This is a genomic window from Alcaligenes pakistanensis (assembly GCF_014652815.1).
GTDB lineage: Bacteria > Pseudomonadota > Gammaproteobacteria > Burkholderiales > Burkholderiaceae_B > Alcaligenes > Alcaligenes pakistanensis.
On the sequence record NZ_BMZN01000007.1, the window covers coordinates 1 to 16,581 of the forward strand.

The 16,581-nt window shown below is 57.9% G+C and carries 15 protein-coding genes; 5 read left to right on the forward strand and 10 right to left on the reverse strand.

Annotated features, from left to right (window positions below):
* On the forward strand, positions 1-661 hold a 661-nt coding region (locus IE156_RS17930; RefSeq protein WP_505601398.1), incomplete at its 5' end, for a 2,5-dihydroxypyridine 5,6-dioxygenase NicX family protein.
* Between the two features lie 34 nt (positions 662-695).
* On the forward strand, positions 696-1,271 hold the full coding sequence (locus tag IE156_RS17935; protein ID WP_373296525.1) for an N-carbamoylsarcosine amidohydrolase: 576 nt from the start codon (positions 696-698) through the stop codon (positions 1,269-1,271).
* A gap of 111 nt (positions 1,272-1,382) precedes the next feature.
* Here the strand turns inward: IE156_RS17935 and IE156_RS17940 are convergent, their stop codons facing one another.
* The 10 genes from IE156_RS17940 to IE156_RS17985 all read right to left on the reverse strand — a co-directional run bounded on the left by IE156_RS17940 (position 1,383) and on the right by IE156_RS17985 (position 11,855).
* Positions 1,383-2,120, reverse strand: coding sequence for an SRPBCC family protein (locus tag IE156_RS17940; RefSeq protein ID WP_373296551.1), 738 nt, complete (start codon positions 2,118-2,120; stop codon positions 1,383-1,385).
* A 53-nt stretch (positions 2,121-2,173) separates the two neighbouring features.
* On the reverse strand, positions 2,174-4,567 hold the full coding sequence (locus tag IE156_RS17945; RefSeq protein WP_189394029.1) for a xanthine dehydrogenase family protein molybdopterin-binding subunit: 2,394 nt from the start codon (positions 4,565-4,567) through the stop codon (positions 2,174-2,176).
* Positions 4,560-5,069: a (2Fe-2S)-binding protein gene (locus IE156_RS17950; RefSeq protein WP_189394030.1), complete on the reverse strand. Its 510-nt coding sequence runs from the start codon at positions 5,067-5,069 to the stop codon at positions 4,560-4,562. The genes IE156_RS17945 and IE156_RS17950 overlap by 8 nt, the downstream gene beginning before the upstream one ends.
* Complete coding sequence (locus IE156_RS17955; protein ID WP_189394031.1) at positions 5,062-5,937, reverse strand: FAD binding domain-containing protein; 876 nt, start codon at positions 5,935-5,937, stop codon at positions 5,062-5,064. Before IE156_RS17955 ends, IE156_RS17950 begins: the two co-directional genes overlap by 8 nt.
* A gap of 12 nt (positions 5,938-5,949) precedes the next feature.
* The gene (locus IE156_RS17960; RefSeq protein ID WP_189394032.1) at positions 5,950-6,942 is read right to left on the reverse strand and encodes a substrate-binding domain-containing protein; all 993 of its coding nucleotides are present in this window, start codon (positions 6,940-6,942) and stop codon (positions 5,950-5,952) included.
* A gap of 9 nt (positions 6,943-6,951) precedes the next feature.
* The gene (locus IE156_RS17965; RefSeq protein WP_189394033.1) at positions 6,952-7,935 is read right to left on the reverse strand and encodes a Bug family tripartite tricarboxylate transporter substrate binding protein; all 984 of its coding nucleotides are present in this window, start codon (positions 7,933-7,935) and stop codon (positions 6,952-6,954) included.
* 397 nt (positions 7,936-8,332) lie between these two features.
* Entirely contained in the window at positions 8,333-8,851 is a 519-nt protein-coding gene (locus IE156_RS17970; RefSeq protein ID WP_189394034.1) for an aromatic-ring-hydroxylating dioxygenase subunit beta, read from the reverse strand.
* Positions 8,852-8,864: 13 nt separating this feature from the next.
* Positions 8,865-10,154 carry an aromatic ring-hydroxylating dioxygenase subunit alpha gene (locus IE156_RS17975; RefSeq protein ID WP_189394035.1) on the reverse strand — a complete coding sequence of 430 codons (1,290 nt, stop codon included), beginning with the start codon at positions 10,152-10,154 and terminating at the stop codon, positions 8,865-8,867.
* 73 nt (positions 10,155-10,227) lie between these two features.
* The gene (locus tag IE156_RS17980; RefSeq protein WP_189394036.1) at positions 10,228-11,505 is read right to left on the reverse strand and encodes an NAD(P)/FAD-dependent oxidoreductase; all 1,278 of its coding nucleotides are present in this window, start codon (positions 11,503-11,505) and stop codon (positions 10,228-10,230) included.
* A 35-nt stretch (positions 11,506-11,540) separates the two neighbouring features.
* Positions 11,541-11,855, reverse strand: a complete 315-nt coding sequence (locus IE156_RS17985; protein WP_189394037.1) for a non-heme iron oxygenase ferredoxin subunit — start codon at positions 11,853-11,855, stop codon at positions 11,541-11,543.
* 377 nt (positions 11,856-12,232) lie between these two features.
* Between IE156_RS17985 and IE156_RS17990 the strand changes: the two genes are divergently transcribed.
* The 3 genes from IE156_RS17990 to IE156_RS18000 are packed head-to-tail and all read left to right on the forward strand — an operon-like array spanning position 12,233 to position 16,578.
* Positions 12,233-13,330 carry a TRAP transporter substrate-binding protein gene (locus tag IE156_RS17990; RefSeq protein ID WP_189394038.1) on the forward strand — a complete coding sequence of 366 codons (1,098 nt, stop codon included), beginning with the start codon at positions 12,233-12,235 and terminating at the stop codon, positions 13,328-13,330.
* 24 nt (positions 13,331-13,354) lie between these two features.
* Complete coding sequence (locus tag IE156_RS17995; RefSeq protein ID WP_189394039.1) at positions 13,355-15,745, forward strand: xanthine dehydrogenase family protein molybdopterin-binding subunit; 2,391 nt, start codon at positions 13,355-13,357, stop codon at positions 15,743-15,745.
* A complete protein-coding gene (locus tag IE156_RS18000) occupies positions 15,742-16,578 on the forward strand; it encodes an FAD binding domain-containing protein (RefSeq protein WP_189394040.1) in 837 nt (278 codons plus the stop codon). The genes IE156_RS17995 and IE156_RS18000 overlap by 4 nt, the downstream gene beginning before the upstream one ends.
* Positions 16,579-16,581: the final 3 nt, after the last annotated feature.

Here is a 16,581-nt window from a genome sequence, read left to right on the forward strand (position 1 = left end):
TACTGTGCCGACCGAAGCAGATCGTGCTCGCGTGACCGCGGCGGCAGCCTTGATCAAAGCCGCCAAGGAAATGAGCATTACCTCGGCAGCCGGTACAGATTTGCGCTGCCCGTTGGGTGAGTTCCCCGCCATTCGTGAGTACGGTTTCGTGGATGAGCCCGGTCGTTGGGACCACTGGCCTAGCGGTTTTGTGCTGACTTGGCCCAATGAGCTGGGTACCAACGGCACCATCGTAATCGACAAGGGCGACATTCTTCTGCCACAGAAGAAATACTCGACTGAGCAGATTATTCTGACGGTAGAAAACGGCTATGCCACCAAGATTGAAGGTGGCATTGAAGCTGAGCTGCTGGACGAGTACATGAAGACCTTTAACGATCCTGAAGGCTATGCGATTTCCCATATTGGTTGGGGTTTGCAGCCACGCGCTCACTGGTCCACCTTGGGTCTGTATTCGCGTGAGAACACCATTGGCATGGACGCGCGTGCGTTCGAGGGTAACTTCCTGTTCTCCTTGGGCCCGAACAATGAAGCGGGTGGCAAGCGCACAACAGCCTGCCATATTGATATTCCTTTGCGCCATTGCACGGTCAGCCTGGACGGTCGTGCGGTCGTGCGTGATGGCAAAGTACTGGACGGAGGCGTGGGTGAGTACGAATGAAGGAGCGGTGTACGCTCAACAAGGTTTTGGTTCGATGCTGGAGCCCAAAGCTCCTTTCGGTCTGCTGATTATTGATTTGGTTAATGGCTTTGCCGATCCAGCGGTATTTGGTGGAGGCAATATTCCAGAGGCCATCGAGAATACGCAGAAGTTGCTGGCAACGGCGCGTGAGCAAGGTTGGCCTGTGGCTCACACTCGCATCGTGTATGCGGATGATGGCGCGGATAATAATATCTTCAGCATTAAAGTGCCCGGCATGTTGGGCTTGACCGAAGACGCGCACAACAGCCATATCGTGCCTGAACTGGCACCTGCCCCTGGTGAGTTTGTGGTTCGCAAGAATGTGCCCTCGGCCTTCTTCGGCACACCTTTGGCGGCATGGTTGACTCAACGTGGTGTGCAAACGCTGCTGGTCGCCGGTGCCGTCACCAGTGGCTGCGTACGCTCCAGCGTGGTCGATGCGATGCAACTGGGCTTTCGTCCCTTGGTGGTCTCTGATTGCGTGGGTGACCGTGCTATTGGCCCGCATGACGCCAACCTGTTCGACATGCGTCAGAAGTACGCCACCGTGGCAACGCGTGAAGAGGCGATGACGTTGTTGGGACTGTGACCGAGTATCGATAGTCTGCCGCTTGGGGGCAGGCCGTCGGACAAGTGCCCCTGGGAGCTGAACAGCTCTCGGGGGCTTTTTTTTGCTTGTGTTGCTCAGGCTACGTGATTTTTACGCCTGATCTTTACGCCCGAACAGCCTGCCCACTGAATAGCGGATCTGTGACCAGACGGCCTTCAGTCCGATGGACAGCATGTTCAGCTCTCCGGCCTCATTGTCATCCTGGCGACGGCGCGTTTGCAGGCGCAGTAAGGTCTGCTGCATCTGGGCTTGCAATTGCTGGGTCTGTGCCAGCACGGCCTGGGCCTGGAACAAGATGGCTTGCGCCTCGGGGGAGGAGATGGATGACCCCGCTGCTACTCCCTGGCTGGCAACCGAGCTGCCCGGCGTGGACGCCATAGGCTGGCTTGCTGCTGCAATGGGAGTGTCGAGTTGTGTTGCAGGGTCTGCGCCGCCCTGGACCATACGTGCCAGGTTGCGCTCGAACTGCCCCAGGATCTGGCCGGCCACTTCAGCAATCATGCCGCTACCGCGCCCGTACTGAGCGACGGCACCGGACAAGGTCAGCTCGGTGTTGACCTCCACATCAGTACCGCCATCTGGCGATGGTGTCAGTGCGAAGCTGAAGTCTGAACTGGCAGAACCGCGCCCCTTGGGGTCCAGACCGGCTCCGCGCAGATAGGCGATGTGGTTTTCCTCGTCAGTGCGTACCAGTTCGGCTGTACCGTCAAACGACAGCTTGATAGGACCGAGCTTGACCGATACAGAACCCTGATACTTATTGCCGTCCAGCACGTCGGTGAGTTTGGCTCCGGGCAGGCAGGGCATGATGCGGGGGACATCCAGCATCAGCGCCCAGGCTTGATCCAGCGGCAAAGGAATGTGAAACCGGTTCTTGAAGTTCATGGCAGGGTTCCTGTTTTATTGTGTTTTTGTGTGGCCTGATCAATCAGTTCCAGCAGCCGCATGGGGCTGAGCGGGAACTCGTTGATGCGCACATTCAGCGGTGCCAGTGCGTGTTCCACCGCGGAGATGACGGCCGCTGCAACAGCGATCGTGGAGCATTCACCCACGCCTTTGACACCGAGTGGATTCAGGCGCGTGGGCGAGGGGCAAAACAGCACATCGATGTCGGGTACTTCGGGAGCGGTAGGGAGTAGATATTCCGCGCAGGTGGTCGATAAAGGCTGACCCTCGGCGTCGTAGGCCATGTGTTCAAACAGTGCGTTGCCCAGCCCATGAACGACTCCGCCCACCACCTGACCTTCAACAATCATGGGATTGATCAGATTGCCGCAGTCCTGCACGGCCAGATAGCGCTTGATTTCGATAGCCCCCGTAGTGGCATCGACTTCTACTTCGCAGGCGTGCGTGGAGCCCGCATAGGCCTGTTCATCGCAATGGAAGTGGGCCGTACACTCCAGGCCCGGATCGGTCTTGATGGGCAGGCTGTAGCCCGGCACGCCTTTAAGCAGCATAGCCAATCGTGCCAGGCTGACGGTCTCGGGGCTTGCGCTGCTACTGACGATGCCAAAAGCGATATCCAGCGTGCTTTCCGGTACGTTCAGCACGGTGGCCGCGGCTTGCAGCACTTTTTGGCGCAGCTGGGTGGAAGCCTGTTCAACAGCTGTACCGGCCATTAGTGACTGGCGGCTAGCGAAGCCACCCATGCCAAAACCAATATGGCGCGTGTCTCCGGCGTGGACGTCCACGCCGCCCGGATCGACCCCAAAATAGGCGGCACAAAGTTGCGCCAGCGAGGTCTTGATACCTTGTCCCATGGCCAGCGCACCCGTAAAGACGGCAATCCGGCCTGAGGGGAAAATTTTGACTGTAGCCGATTCATAGGGCCCACGGCCCGTGGGTTTGACGGCATTTGCCAGGCTCTGGCCACGGTAACGGCCTTGCGCCAGGGAGTCCTGTCGACGCTGCTCGAAACCGTCTCGGTCCATAGCGTCCTCTGCCATGGCTTGCATGCGCGGGAAGTCGCCGCTGTCGATGACCAGGGGAACACCCGCACGGGATTTGAGTGGCTTGGTGTAGGGAATTTTGGAGGCTGGAATCAGGTTCAGCTCGCGGCAGCGGATGGAGTCCATGCCGGTTTGCTGCGCCAGTCTGTCCATCAGTCTGTCCATGACGAAGGCGGCTTGCGGGTAGCCTGCTCCGCGCACGGTGGCAACGGGTACTTTGTTGGTGTAGACCACGTCGGCGGTCAGGCTGAAGGCAGGCACCTTATAGGGGCCTGTCATGGACGAGGCCGCGTTGTAGGGCACGTTGGTACCCTGCGGGGTGTAGGCGCCATGGTCATGGATGAAATGGCCGCGTAGGCCGCGTATATGGCCGTCCTTGTCGGCTGCCAGACTCATGGTCCAGAACTGGTCGCGCTCCTGGATAGAGGTCAAGAAGTTCTCGCGTCGGTCTTCCACCCATTTGACGGGGCGGCGCAGCAGGCGGGCTACGGCGGGAATGACGATTTCCTCGGGGTAGATCATGAACTTTGCGCCGAAGCCGCCGCCTACGTCTGGCGTGATGACGCGTAGCTGGTCTTCGCGATGGCCCAGCATCAGGGCTAGGGTGTAGTGCAATTCGTGCGCCATCTGGGTCGAGGACCAGACTGTCATTTCATTACCGGCGGCGTCCAGCCGTGCCAGCACACCACGACCTTCAATGGGGTGTGCGCAGCCACGGTGGGCAGAAAACGACTCTTCGATGATGATGTCCGCACCCTCAAAGGCCGCATCCACCTCGCCGTAGGCCAGCGTGTAGTGTTGCAGCACATTGCTTTCCAGCTCGGTGCGCACCAGCGGGGCGTCTGCTTCCAGGGCACGACGCACGTCCGAGATACCCGGCAGAACCTCGAAATCAATGGTGACCAGGGCGGCAGCGTCTTCGGCCAGGTGGCGCGACTGGGCCACGACCACGGCAATAGCTTCGCCCACGAAGGCGACTTCGTCACGGGCCAGCACAAAGGGGACGGTGTTCTCGGGCAGGACGGCAAAGGCAAAGCCTAGCGGCATGCGCCAATGGGTGAGTTCGCCCAGCAGATCTTGGGCGGCAAACACGCCGTGTACGCCGGGCAGAGCTCGGGCAGCCGACAGGTCGATGGAGCGAATACGCGCATGGGCATGTGGGCTGCGCACGAAACAGGCGTGCAGCACGCCGTCCATGGGAACGTCATCTAGGAACTGCGCTTGTCCCGTCAGCAGGGCTTCGTCTTCCAGGCGCAGAAAGGATTGCCCCATGCCGGGAGAAGTCTGGGTCTGGGTGATGGGCTCCCGTTCGGGAGAATCATTCATGTGCATGGCTTGCTCTCATCGCGGCAGCGGCTTTCTGCACCGCGCGCACAATATTCTGATAGCCAGTACAGCGGCAAAGATGGCCGGACAGCACATCGCGGATCTGCTCATCACTGGGGTCGCTGTGGTTCTCCAATAGCTCCACGACCGACATCAGCACGCCGGGTGTACAGAAACCACATTGCAAAGCATGCAGTTCATGGAATGCTTTTTGAACTGGGTGCCAGTGGCCTTGCTCGTCGGCCAGGCCTTCGATGGTGCGGATGTTCGTGCCCTGGGCCTGGATGGCCAGCATCAGGCAACTGCGTGCCGAGTGGCCGTCTATCTGTACCGTGCAGGCACCGCAGACGCCATGTTCACAGCCCACATGGGTGCCCGTCAGGCCCAGGTCGTGACGCAGGAAATCCGCCAGATTGACGCGTGGTTCGGCCGATGCTGTCAGCGTGCGTCCATTGACACACAGTGTGATGGGGCGGCTGTCCGAAGGAGAGGTATTACTCATGCCGTTTTCCTGTACGGGAGAGCGCGAGCCGCAAGGCACGCGCTGTATATTCTTTGGCCAGTCGCTGGCGATACCAGCCCTGAACATAACTGTCGCTGGCGGCATCCACCTGGCCGCACAGTTCGGCGGCTCGGTCGATGTCATCGGGGCCTAGCGGTGTGCCTAGCAAACTATTTTCGGCCTCGCTCATGCGCAGGGGAAAAGCACCCACGCCGCCCAAGGTGATGCTGGCGCGACAGACCAGGTCCGCTTCGTCCAGTAACAGCAGGACAGCGCAGGACACAATGGCAAAGTCGCCGTGGCGACGGGAAAACTCCAGAAAGGCCCAGCCGTGGCCGGCAGGCCAGGGCTGGATCTGCACACGGGTCAGTAACTCGTCGGCCTGCATGCTCGGTGTCATGTAGGCCGCCGGAAACTCGGCCATTGGAATGGCTCGTTCCCCGCGTGCATGGGAAGCGGTCAGCACGGCGTCCATGGCCATGCAGACCGTCGGTATCTCGGCGGAAGGGTCCAGTTGGCAAAGACTGCCGCCCACGGTGCCACGGTTGCGCGTCTGGCGATGCCCGACGTTCAAAATGGCCTCTTTCAAGAGGGGCAGCCGCGCGGCTACCAGCTCGGAGAACTCCACATCGCGCTGGCGAGTCATGGCGCCGATGGCGATACTGCCATCGTCCTGCTCGCGCAGATAGGCCAGCTCGGGTAGCTGGTTGATATCCACCAGCGTATCGGGAAACGCAAAGCGCATATTGAGCATGGCCATCAGGGACTGGCCGCCCGCCAGGACGCGGGCATTGTCCTGGGTGGACAAAAGCTCCAGCGCCTGGGTCAGCGTCTCGGGGGCGTAGTAATTGAAAACAGGAGCCTTCATGCCGGTATCGCCTTATATCTTGGAGAGGTCCAGCGAGGAGGCCGCGAACAGTTCCTCGGGCTTGACCAGGCGTTGCGACATGCCTTGATCGTGGTGGTACTGCGCGAAGGTCTGAATCGTGTGGCGGTTGGCTTCCAGGCCGTAAGGCCAGTAGTCTTCGCCCATCAAGGCCTTGGCTTCATTGTGATGATGCACCATCCAGGGGAGGGTCACGGCCAGGTGGCACAGCTCGTTCAATTCGTGCACGGCCAGTTCTTTGGCTTTCAGGAAGGCCTTATAGACACTGACGGGCAGCCAGGGATTTTCCTGTACCAGGGACTTGCGGATGCCAACCATGTGCATGATGGGGAAGATTTTTGTGCGACGGAAATAGTCTTTTTCCACTTCCAGGTACTCATCCCCGAACAGGCGGCCCACATTGGGAGCGCCACGTAAAAAACACGAGGGTGCGCGTGCACCGATGTAGCCGTCAATCTCGCCTTTTTCCAGCATGTCCGACAGCGTGCGGTCGTCAGGAATTTGTTCCAGGCTGATGTCCTTTGGCAAGTCGATGGGTGAGCGCTCGCCTCGGCCCGGCTCCTCAATACCACCTCGGACCCACTTGATCTGGTTGGGGTGGATGCCGAACTCATCTTGCAAAATGCCGCGGATCCAGACGTTGGCCGTGATCTGGTATTCGGGCACGCCGATGATCTTGCCTTTCAGGTCTTCGGGCTTGCGGATGCGGTCGGTGCGCACATAAATGCCGGAGTGGCGAAATACGCGCGACAAGAAGGCCGGAATGCCGATGTACTGGTTGTCGCCGCGTGCCGTGGTCATCATGTGGCTACTCATGGAGATTTCCGTGATATCGAACTCCTCGTAGCGGAATGCGCGGTGAAACGCTTCTTCCGGTTCCAGCGACACGACATTGATATCGCAGCCCTCAATCCCGACGCGTCCGTCCTTCAAGGCCAGGGTGCGGTCGTAATTGCCAATCGATACGCTCAGCTTCAGTTTGTTCATGGTGGGTCCTTAGTTGATTTTCAGTCCGATTTTTTGTGCCAGTTCCTGGAAGCGGTCGATGTCGGCATTGATCATCGCCTGGAACTCGGCAGGGCCGTCGTGGGCGACCGTGTAGCCCAGGCTGGTCAGCTTGGCTTTCACGTCGTCACGCGCAATAATTTTTTCCACGGCTTCGTGTAGTTGCTGCACCACCGCCTCGGGGGTGCCAGCCGGTGCCAGCAGTCCGTGCCACTGGTTCAGCTCATAGCCGGGGTAGCCCAGCTCGGCAACGGACGGCACGTCGGGCAGCAGGGGGCTACGCTCAGCCGAGGTCACGGCCAGCGCACGCACTTTGCCGCTTTCAATGAAGGGCAGGGTGCTGGAGGCGGTCACAAAAGCTGAACCAACCTGATTACCCATGACATCATTCAGGGCACCGCCGCAGCCCTTGTAGGGGATGTGTGCGATCTCTACCTTGGCCGCTTCGTTAAGCATTTCGCCGGCTAGGTGCTGAGGGGTACCGTTGCCGCAGGAGCCAAAGAACACTTCACCTGGTTTTGCCTGGGCAGCTGCGATCAGGTCCTTCAAGGTCTTGAAAGGCGAGTCGGCTGGCACGATGATGACGGACGGTACGAAGGCAAAATTGGAGATAGCGGCGAAGTCTTTCTTGGGATCGAAAGGCAGCTTGTCAAACACGGCCGGATTAACCGCGAAGGAACTGTTGACCATCAGCAGCGACTGGCCGTCGGCTTGGCGCTGGGCCACCATACGTGCGCCGATATTGCCGCTGGCGCCGGGACGGTTGTCCACAATGGCGGGCTGGCCCAGCTGTTCGTTAAAGTAGTTGCCAATCAGGCGGGCCAGCAAGTCTGTGCCGCCACCGGGTGGGAAGGTGACGATGATCTCGATGGGTTTGTCGGGAAAAGTGTTGGCGCTGGCGGCTGCAGGAGCGAGCATGGAACAGCTCAGCAACAGGCCGGCCAGGGTCAGCAGGCGCGGTTTGCGTTGGAACATTGTGTCTCCTCGAGAATCGAGTTCTGGGATTATTTTTTATGTATGAATAGTCAGTGTACTGACATAAATATTATTCACATTTATTCTAAAATATCCTACTAGGGAAAACGAGAAAGCTCAGTGTACTCACAGATTTGTGCGATTTTCACTATCGTGGATGAAATGCCTAGTGTCATTTCTAAGCGCATAGAACGACGCGCTTTCCTTGATCTTGGTGTTCCAGGTATATCGCGACGACAAGCCCATAAACGCCAGACGAAAAAAAAACCGCCCGGCTGGACGATATCCCGAAAGGGAATGTGTTCAGCGTTAGAGCGGTAATACAAACAGGACAGCGGAGGTAAACAGGTCGAGCCACCTGATCAAGGCGGCTCTGAAACAGCAATAAAAACCAGGCTTAAACCGGGAAGACCAGATCGTTCGCCAAAATGGACGTATCAAAAATCACCTGACGTTCCTTGAGCATCAAACGACCTTCTTCACGGGTAAACGTATCAAAGTAAGTGCCCACCAAATGCACCGTAGAGGGCCCCTCTATCAAGGTCTGCATCAACATGAAGTTGGCTTCGGCCTCGATATCTCCGTTATCTGCCTCGCTGACCACACGCAGGTCGGTCACCAGATGCAGCATGTAGCGTGGCGCATACATTTGCGTGCGGGCAATGGCCACGGCGCGATCATGCATCATGTCGCGGCCTTCGGCATAGACTAGGCCCACCAGCAGTTTCAGGTCTGCGTTCTCGCGTGAAGTTACGCGATACAAGGCGTCCTCCACAAAGAACATGGGCCAGTCCTCAACATTGCCACGATCCAGGGTGGCACAGTATTCGGCATTGAACAGCTCAATTTCTGCCTTCAGAGCTATAGCACGCTCGACCGACACCTGGGCGGGTTTGAAAGAAAAATCCATTTTCATAAGTCAGCTCGTCTTACAGATCCATTACTTGGCGGTAGTACTGATACATGGAGCGGATCGCCGCTTCCGAGATCAGCGTATTGGACGTACCCAGCTTGCTCTCATCGAGCTTGATGATGTTCACATCGCTGCTGGAACGACGTACCCCTTCCTGCACAAACTTCATGGCCTCGTTGTCTTCCAGACCCAGGAAACCGGCAGGCCCCATCAGGTTGCCCTGACGCAGACGGTGACGTGTCATCTCTTCGGTATCGTCCTCGTAGCCAAACATGGTCCACTGCATGATCAGGCTATTGGGGCCATTGGGCACAATCTGGCGCACGCCCAACGTGTTCATCTCGCGCTGAACAATCAGGTTGGGCCAGATAGTCTGCATCGTTACCGACCAAGGCGAATCAAATTCTTTGACGTAGTCCAGGAAGCGCTCGTCGCGCAAACGCATATCGTCCACAAACGACCGCATTTCCTTCTTGTTGTCTTCGCTAACCTCGGCGTATTTGTCCTCGGATTTGGCCGACGCCATGTAGCCGTGACGGCCATGTACCGGGTCCACATACATCTGCGACTTGTTACCCGCGACCAGTAGACCAAACACCACCAGGAACGAGTGCAGCAGGGTAGCGTGGTAAGGGTCTTTCAGGTTCTCGTGGTACATCTTCCAGTTGCAAGGCAACTCGTTCCGGTAGTAACCCAGAATCTTGAGCTTCTTGCCGGGGAAGATGGCCTCGAAGTCCTGCAAAATGCCAGGCGTCAGGTATTCCGTGATCGGCTCGACCTTGTCGCTGTAGGACGCAAAAATTACGCCGTTGTGCGTAGTCACATTCAATTTTTTCAGGCCATGCTCGGAGTTCTTGAAGCTGCGGGGCATGCCGCCTTCTTTATTAGCACCGCGCTTGAACGGAATCCCTTGCAGATCACCCTTCAGGCTGTAGGACCACTGATGGTACGGGCACACAAATTCATTCGTGTTGCCCTGGTTGTGGCGGCAGAACTCTGCGCCACGGTGGGCACAGCGGTTTTCAAACACATTGATGCTGCCATCTTCAGCACGCGCAACTACGACCGGCGTAGAGCCTACATAAGAGCGCTTGTAATCGCCCGAGTCGGGGATCTCTGCTTCCAGGGCCACGAAGTTCCAGGTGTCGCCGTGGAAAATACGTTCCATCTCGCGGTTGTAGATGTCGTTGCTGGTGTAGACCCAGTCCGGGATGGTGTTGAGCACGTCCTCGGGCCAGGTGCATTCCTCAACGGGGCGGTCTTTGGACCCGACCGTCTGGCCGATCACCGTTTGCGTCTGATACATGAAGATCTCCTCTGATAACTCTTTAATGATTCGTGATGACGAGGCGGCGTTGACCGCTTCTGTTTCTTATTTCTTAGGCATGGGCCGCACGGGCGGCTTCTTTGACGTACTGGCGCAGCTTGGTGGCCGGGTCCAGCACGATGGCCGGGTCTACCGGTACGTTCTGTTCCATGACACTGCGCAAGGCGCGCAAATCAGCACCCGCATTGACGGCAATGGCGTGGCGCAAATATTGCCCCTCGAAGGCCAGCAGCATGAACGTGATGGCTTCGCCCTGGCTGTCCATGACGCCGCGTACCTGATAGTCCAGATCCGGGCTGCCTTGACCCAGCATTTGAATATTGCAGCCGAGTACATCGGTCCAGAACCAACTGACCGGGGGTACGGGTGCATCCAGCCCGGCAATTGCATGGGCAACCTGGCGGGCCTGCTCATTGGCGTTTTGCCAAGATTCGGTCCGGCTGCGGGCGGCGGTATCGGGGCAGATTTGGGTGGTGCAGTCGCCTGCGGCATAAATGCCGGCGAGGCTGGTGCGACCCTGGCGATCCACAATAATCCCGGCGGTCATCTGGTCTACAGCAATGCCGCTGGCGTGGGCCAGGGCAGAGTTCGCTGTTAGCCCTGCCGCCACGATAGCCAGATCACCGCTCAGGATGTGGCCGTCGTTCAATTCCAGCTGAACCGGGTGTTCGTTTTCGGCTGCAAAGTGAGCCTGGCGGACGCCATGGCCCAAACGCACCGTGATGCCTTGCGACTCGAAACGCTCCAACAACCATTGTGAGAGCAGGGCAGGGGCATTGCGCGCCAGCAGGCGCTCGTTAGCTTCAATGACCGTGACTTGTGCGCCGGTTTCGCTGGCGGTTGAGGCCAGCTCCAAACCCATGAAGCCACCGCCAATCACAAGCGCGCGCAGACCGGGCTGCAGACGGGCTTGCAAACTAAGAGCATCGTCCAGGGTACGCAAGTAGAGGGCGTCGGCTTGAGTGGCAGGCAGCAACGCCAGTTCGCGGGCGGCGCCACCGGTGGCCAGCACGGCGTGTTCAAAGCTCCAGGTCTGGCCATTGCTTAAGGTAGCTTGGCGCGTGGTGCAGTCCAGCGATTGCACCGTGGTGCTGAGCAGGAGTTCAATGTTTTGTTCTTGGTAGAACTCCGCTTTTTGCAGAAAAACGCTGTCGCTGCTCGCCGTGGATTTGAGTACGTCTTTGGACAGGGGCGGACGCTCGTAAGGCAGGTGGGTTTCGTCGCCCACCAGCGTGATGCTGCCGGTATAGCCCAGGCTGCGCAGTTCGCGCGCCAGCACCGAAGCCGCTTGGCCAGCGCCGATGATCAGTACGGAAGTGTGGTGTGCCATGATGTTGCAGGTCTCGTCAGCAGAAAAAAAAGTGCTTATGCCTGACTAAAGTCAGCCAAAATAGCGCTGCCTTCAATACGCAGCGGATATACCTTGATATCCACTGTGGCCGGCGCGTTCATGGCCTTGCCCGTGCGCAAACAGAATTTGGCCTGATGCAAAGGACATTCCACGCAACCATCCTCTAAATAGCCTTCCGACAAAAGCGCGTACTGGTGGGTACAGACGTTGTCGGTCAGGTAGAACTCGTCGTCCAGTTTGTGCAGGGCCAGTTTCTTGCCTTGCCAGTCAATCGCCAGGGATTCTTCGTTGTCGATGGCGTCGGTTTCGGAAATTTTTATCCAGTTCAAAATTGTCTCCGGTTTGTTCTTTCAGTTAGTCAGTATACTGTATAAATTATAAAATAAAATATCGTTTTTATCAGGGATTATGCTAGTTTAGGCTTAAGCTATTGATACGGCTTTCCTTTATCTCATCAAGGACATGCGTCAGTATTTTCCCTGCTTGACCAAAAATTAATTAATCAGCACACTTACTATTATCGAGGCAGTAAATGTGATTTTTTTAGCGCAGTGACACTGCTTTGAAACTCCGTCTTGTCCCTCGGGGGGCGGTCTGGCAAGAGCCATTAATACGTGTCTGAGGACACGGCCAGACTGGCGGGAAAATACCTAGGCCCCTATCGAGCAGGGGTGTGAATACATTAAAAAATACAAAGAGGTGAGTGATGGAGCGTCGTAGTTTTTTGCTGAAATCGGCAACGGTGGCGGGCGCAGGTTTGGCCGCAGTTGCTGCCCCTGCCATTGCACAAAACAACCCTAGCGTGCGCTGGCGCATGTCCACCGGCTGGCCCAAAAGCCTGGATACGATTTACGGCTCCGCCGAAGCTTTGTGCAAACGTGTTAGTGAACTGACTGAAGGCAAGTTCGAAATCCGCGCTTTTCCCGGCGGCGAGCTGGTGCCTTACGCCCAGAACATGGATGCCATCAGCAATGGCACGGTGGAATGCAACCATGTACTCAGCACGGCGTTTGTGGGCAAGAACACCGCCGTTACCTTTGATACCGGCCTGTCTTTTGGCATGAATGCCCGTCAGCACAACTCCTGGGTGCATTTTGGTGGTGGCCTGCAATTGCTGCGCGACATGTACAGCCAGTACAACATCGTGAACTTTGTGGCCGGTAATGTGGGCGTGCAAATGGGCGGCTGGTTTCGTAAGGAAATCAAAGACCTGAGCAGCCTACAGGGTTTGAAGATGCGTATTGGTGGCATTGGCGGCATGGTGCTGTCCAAGCTGGGCGCTGTTCCCCAGCAAATTCCCCCTAGCGACATTTACTCCTCGCTGGAAAAAGGCACGATTGACGCCGCAGAGTGGATTGGCCCCTACGACGACGAAAAACTGGGCTTGAACAAAGTCGCTCCCTTCTACTACTCCCCCGGCTGGTTCGAGGGCAGTGCCTCTTTGACCACCATGGTCAACAAAGACGCCTGGGAAGCCTTGCCAGCTAACTTCAAAGCCGCTTTCGAGACGGCCTGTAACGAACAGACCATGTTGAGCCTGGCCAAGTACGACGCCTTGAACCCCGCCGCCTTGCGCAAGCTGGTTGCTGAAGGTGCCAAGCTGCGCTACTTCCCCAAAGACGTTATGAAGGCGGCCTACGACAAGTCCCAGGAGCTGTGGGCTGAGCTGTCTGAAAGCAATGCCGATTTTGCCAAAATCTATCCAAGCTGGAAGGCCTTCCAAGAGCAGGAAGCCAGCTGGTTCCGGGTTGCCGAAAGCGCCCTGGACAACTTTACTTTCAGCGAGCTGGGCAAGCGTAGTTAAGCAGCACATTATTAAGGTAGTGAAATGAGTCAGCACAGTCACCCGTCAAGCCCGGGTGGCCAGGGAGTCGGCGCGCGTATCCTTCGTAAAGAGGATGCGCGCCATCTCAATGGCCAGGGCAACTTCATCGGCAATATGACCATGCCAGGTCTGCAGGAAGTCGCCTTCCTGCGCAGCCCTATGGCGCATGCCCGTATCCGGCAGATCAATATTGAAGACAGCGCACGCGCGCAGGTGATCACCCGCGTGGATATGCCGGACTGTCAGGATATTTACGCCGCCTCCACTTTGCCCAGCTATCAGTCCTCCAGCATGCCGCCGCTGGCCTCGGGCAGTGTGCGTTATGTGGGCGAGCCGGTCGCCCTGGCGTTCGGTGAAAGCCGCGCCGTGGCTGAAGACGTTCTGGAAGAAATCGAAGCCTTGTACGACGAGTTGCCGGTGTATGGCAGTGTGCAGGCGTCGCTGGCTGCCCAGGGCGATCTTTTGCATGAAGGCTGGCAGAACAACGAGTTTGTGACGCTGCGCTCAGATATTGCGTTTGAAGAACATGCGGCCCGCGCGGATCAGGTGATCGAACACTCGGTCAGCCTGTCGCGCCAGTGCATGTTGCCGATGGAAGGCAAAGCCGTGCTGGCTTACTGGGATTTTCAGGCCGACCAGTTGGTGGTGTATTGCGGCAGCCAGATTCCACACATGCACCGTACGGGCATTGCCCAGTTTCTGGGTATGGATCAGGCCCAGGTGCGTGTGATTTCGCCCGACGTGGGCGGTGCCTTTGGCTATAAATGTGTCTTGCATCAGGAAGAGCTGTGCGTGGCCTGGTTGGCCAAGACCTTCCGCAAGCCGTTCCGTTTCATGGAAGACCGCCGCGAGCACTTGATTGCCGGTGCCAATACGCGCGAGCACCAGTACCGCCTGAAAGCCCACATCAGCAATGAAGGCCGTTTGCTGGCGCTGGATGCAGAAATTGATATTGATGGCGGCGCTTATTCTGTCTGGCCCTTTACTGTGGGTCTGGAAGTAGGCCAAGCCTTGGGCAATTTGCCGGGCCCTTACGATTTTCGTGGCTACCGCTGCCGTACGCGCGGCGTAGGCACGAATAAGCCCGGCTTCATGCCGTATCGCGGCGTAGCCCGTACGGGTGTATGTCTGGCAATTGAACAGATGATGGACCAGATCGCTTTGGCGGTCGGTAAACCGGCTTGGGAAGTGCGCCTCTTGAACTTGGTTCAAGGCGAACAAATGCCTTACATCAACGTTGCCAACAAGCATTACGACTCGGGTAACTATCCAGAAAGCCTGCGTCGCGCCTTGGCGGCGGTGGATGTGGATGCCGTGATGGCACGTCAGGCCCAGGGCGAGCCCGATGGCCGCTTGATTGGCCTGGGTGTGGCTTCCTACACCGAACAGTCGGCACACGGTACGTCCGTGTTTGCCAGTTGGGGCACGGCGGTGATTCCTGGCTTTGACCAGGCGTTTATACGCATGACACCGGATGGTGGCCTGGAAGTGCGCGTTGGGGTGCATTCCCACGGTCAGGGCATGGAAACGTCTTTCGCGCAGATCGCCAGTGAAATCCTGGGTATTCCCGTTGCCAAGATCAAGGTGGTTCATGGTGATACGGGTCGCACGCCATTTTCTACTGGCACCTACGCATCGCGTTCCCTGGTGATGTCCGGCGGTGCAGTATCGAAAGCCTGTAAAGAGCTGCTGCCCCGTGTACGCAAGATCGCCGCTCACATGCTAAAGACGGAGGTAGACAGCCTGCAGCATCAAGGCGATACCTTTATGGCCGATGGCCGCCAGATCAGCATTTCGCAAGTGGCGGATGCCTGGTATATCAACCCGCAGTATTTGCCTGACGATGTAGACCCGCAAGGGCTGGAACTGTCCGTGGGCTACAAGCCTAAAGTCGATACCGGCAGCTTTACCTATGCCAGCAATGCAGTCGTGGTGGCGGTGGACCCGCGCACCGGCGGCGTGGAGGTGTTGAAGTACGTTGTGGTCGAGGATTGCGGCGTCATGATTAACCCCATGATTGTTGAGGGCCAGACCATAGGCGGGATTGCGCAAGGGATTGGCACCGCTTTGTACGAAGAAATGCCCTACGACGAGTTCGGCCAGCCCTTGGCCTCCACCTTGGCAGACTATGTGATGCCCGGTGCCTGCGAAGTGCCCAATATTCATATTGAACACATGGAAAGCCCGTCGCCCAACACCGAATTCGGTGCCAAGGGCATGGGCGAGGGGGGGGCGATTGCGCCACCAGCCGCCATCATGTCCGCTATCAATAATGCCTTGAAGTCCACCGGTGCCAAGGTATCCCATACTCCGGTCACCCCGCATCGACTGCTTAGCGCGATTCGTGCCGCAGTCTCGCAAACAACCCAGCCCGTGTCGGAGGTTCAGGCATGAAGGCCGCCAAGTTTGAATACGAACAGGCTCAGAGCCTGAAACAGATCCAGGATGCCTTTGGCAGTGACCCGTCGGCGGTACGTCTGATGGGGGGGAGCCAGTCCCTGGGCCCAATGCTGAATTTACGTCTGGTGCGTCCAGGCCGCGTGCTGGATGTGTCGGCCGTGCCTGAGTTGCGTCAGGTCTCGGCCAAGAACGGCTTGCTGCGCATTGGCGCAGCCGTGACCCACGCCCAGATCGAAGACGGTATTTACGAACTGCTGCGTGGTCACATGATGCAGAAAGTGGCGGGTCGTATTGCTTATCGGGGTGTGCGTAATCGGGGCACCTTGGGCGGTAGTCTGGCCCATGCTGATCCAGCTGCAGACTGGGTGCTGACCTGTGCCGCTTTGGGCGCACGCGTCAATGTGCGTGGCGCGCAAGGCAGCCGTACCGTTCCCATGAGCGAGTTCATGGTGGCCGCCTACACCACCGTGTTGGAGGCCGGCGAATTTATCGAATCGGTAGACGTCCCTGAGGTGTCGGGTTCGGCTCGCTGGGGCTACTACAAATTCACTCGCAAAGTCGGTGAGTTCGCAGATGCCAGCTGTGCCTGCTACTTCGACCCGGCCACGCGCACGGCGCGAGTGGTGATCGGGGCCATGGAAGGCGCACCGCGTTCCTTGCCCGAGCTGGCCGTGAAGGTAGCCTCGCAAGGCGCAGCTGCCTTGGCAGGCGACACAATTGCAACGGCCTTGCAGCCGTATCTGGCACAAAGGGACGAGGCCCATCAGGTGTTGTTCCGTACGGTAGTAGAGCGCAGCGTGCAGCAGGCGCTGGGCGTGAAAGGTTAAGAC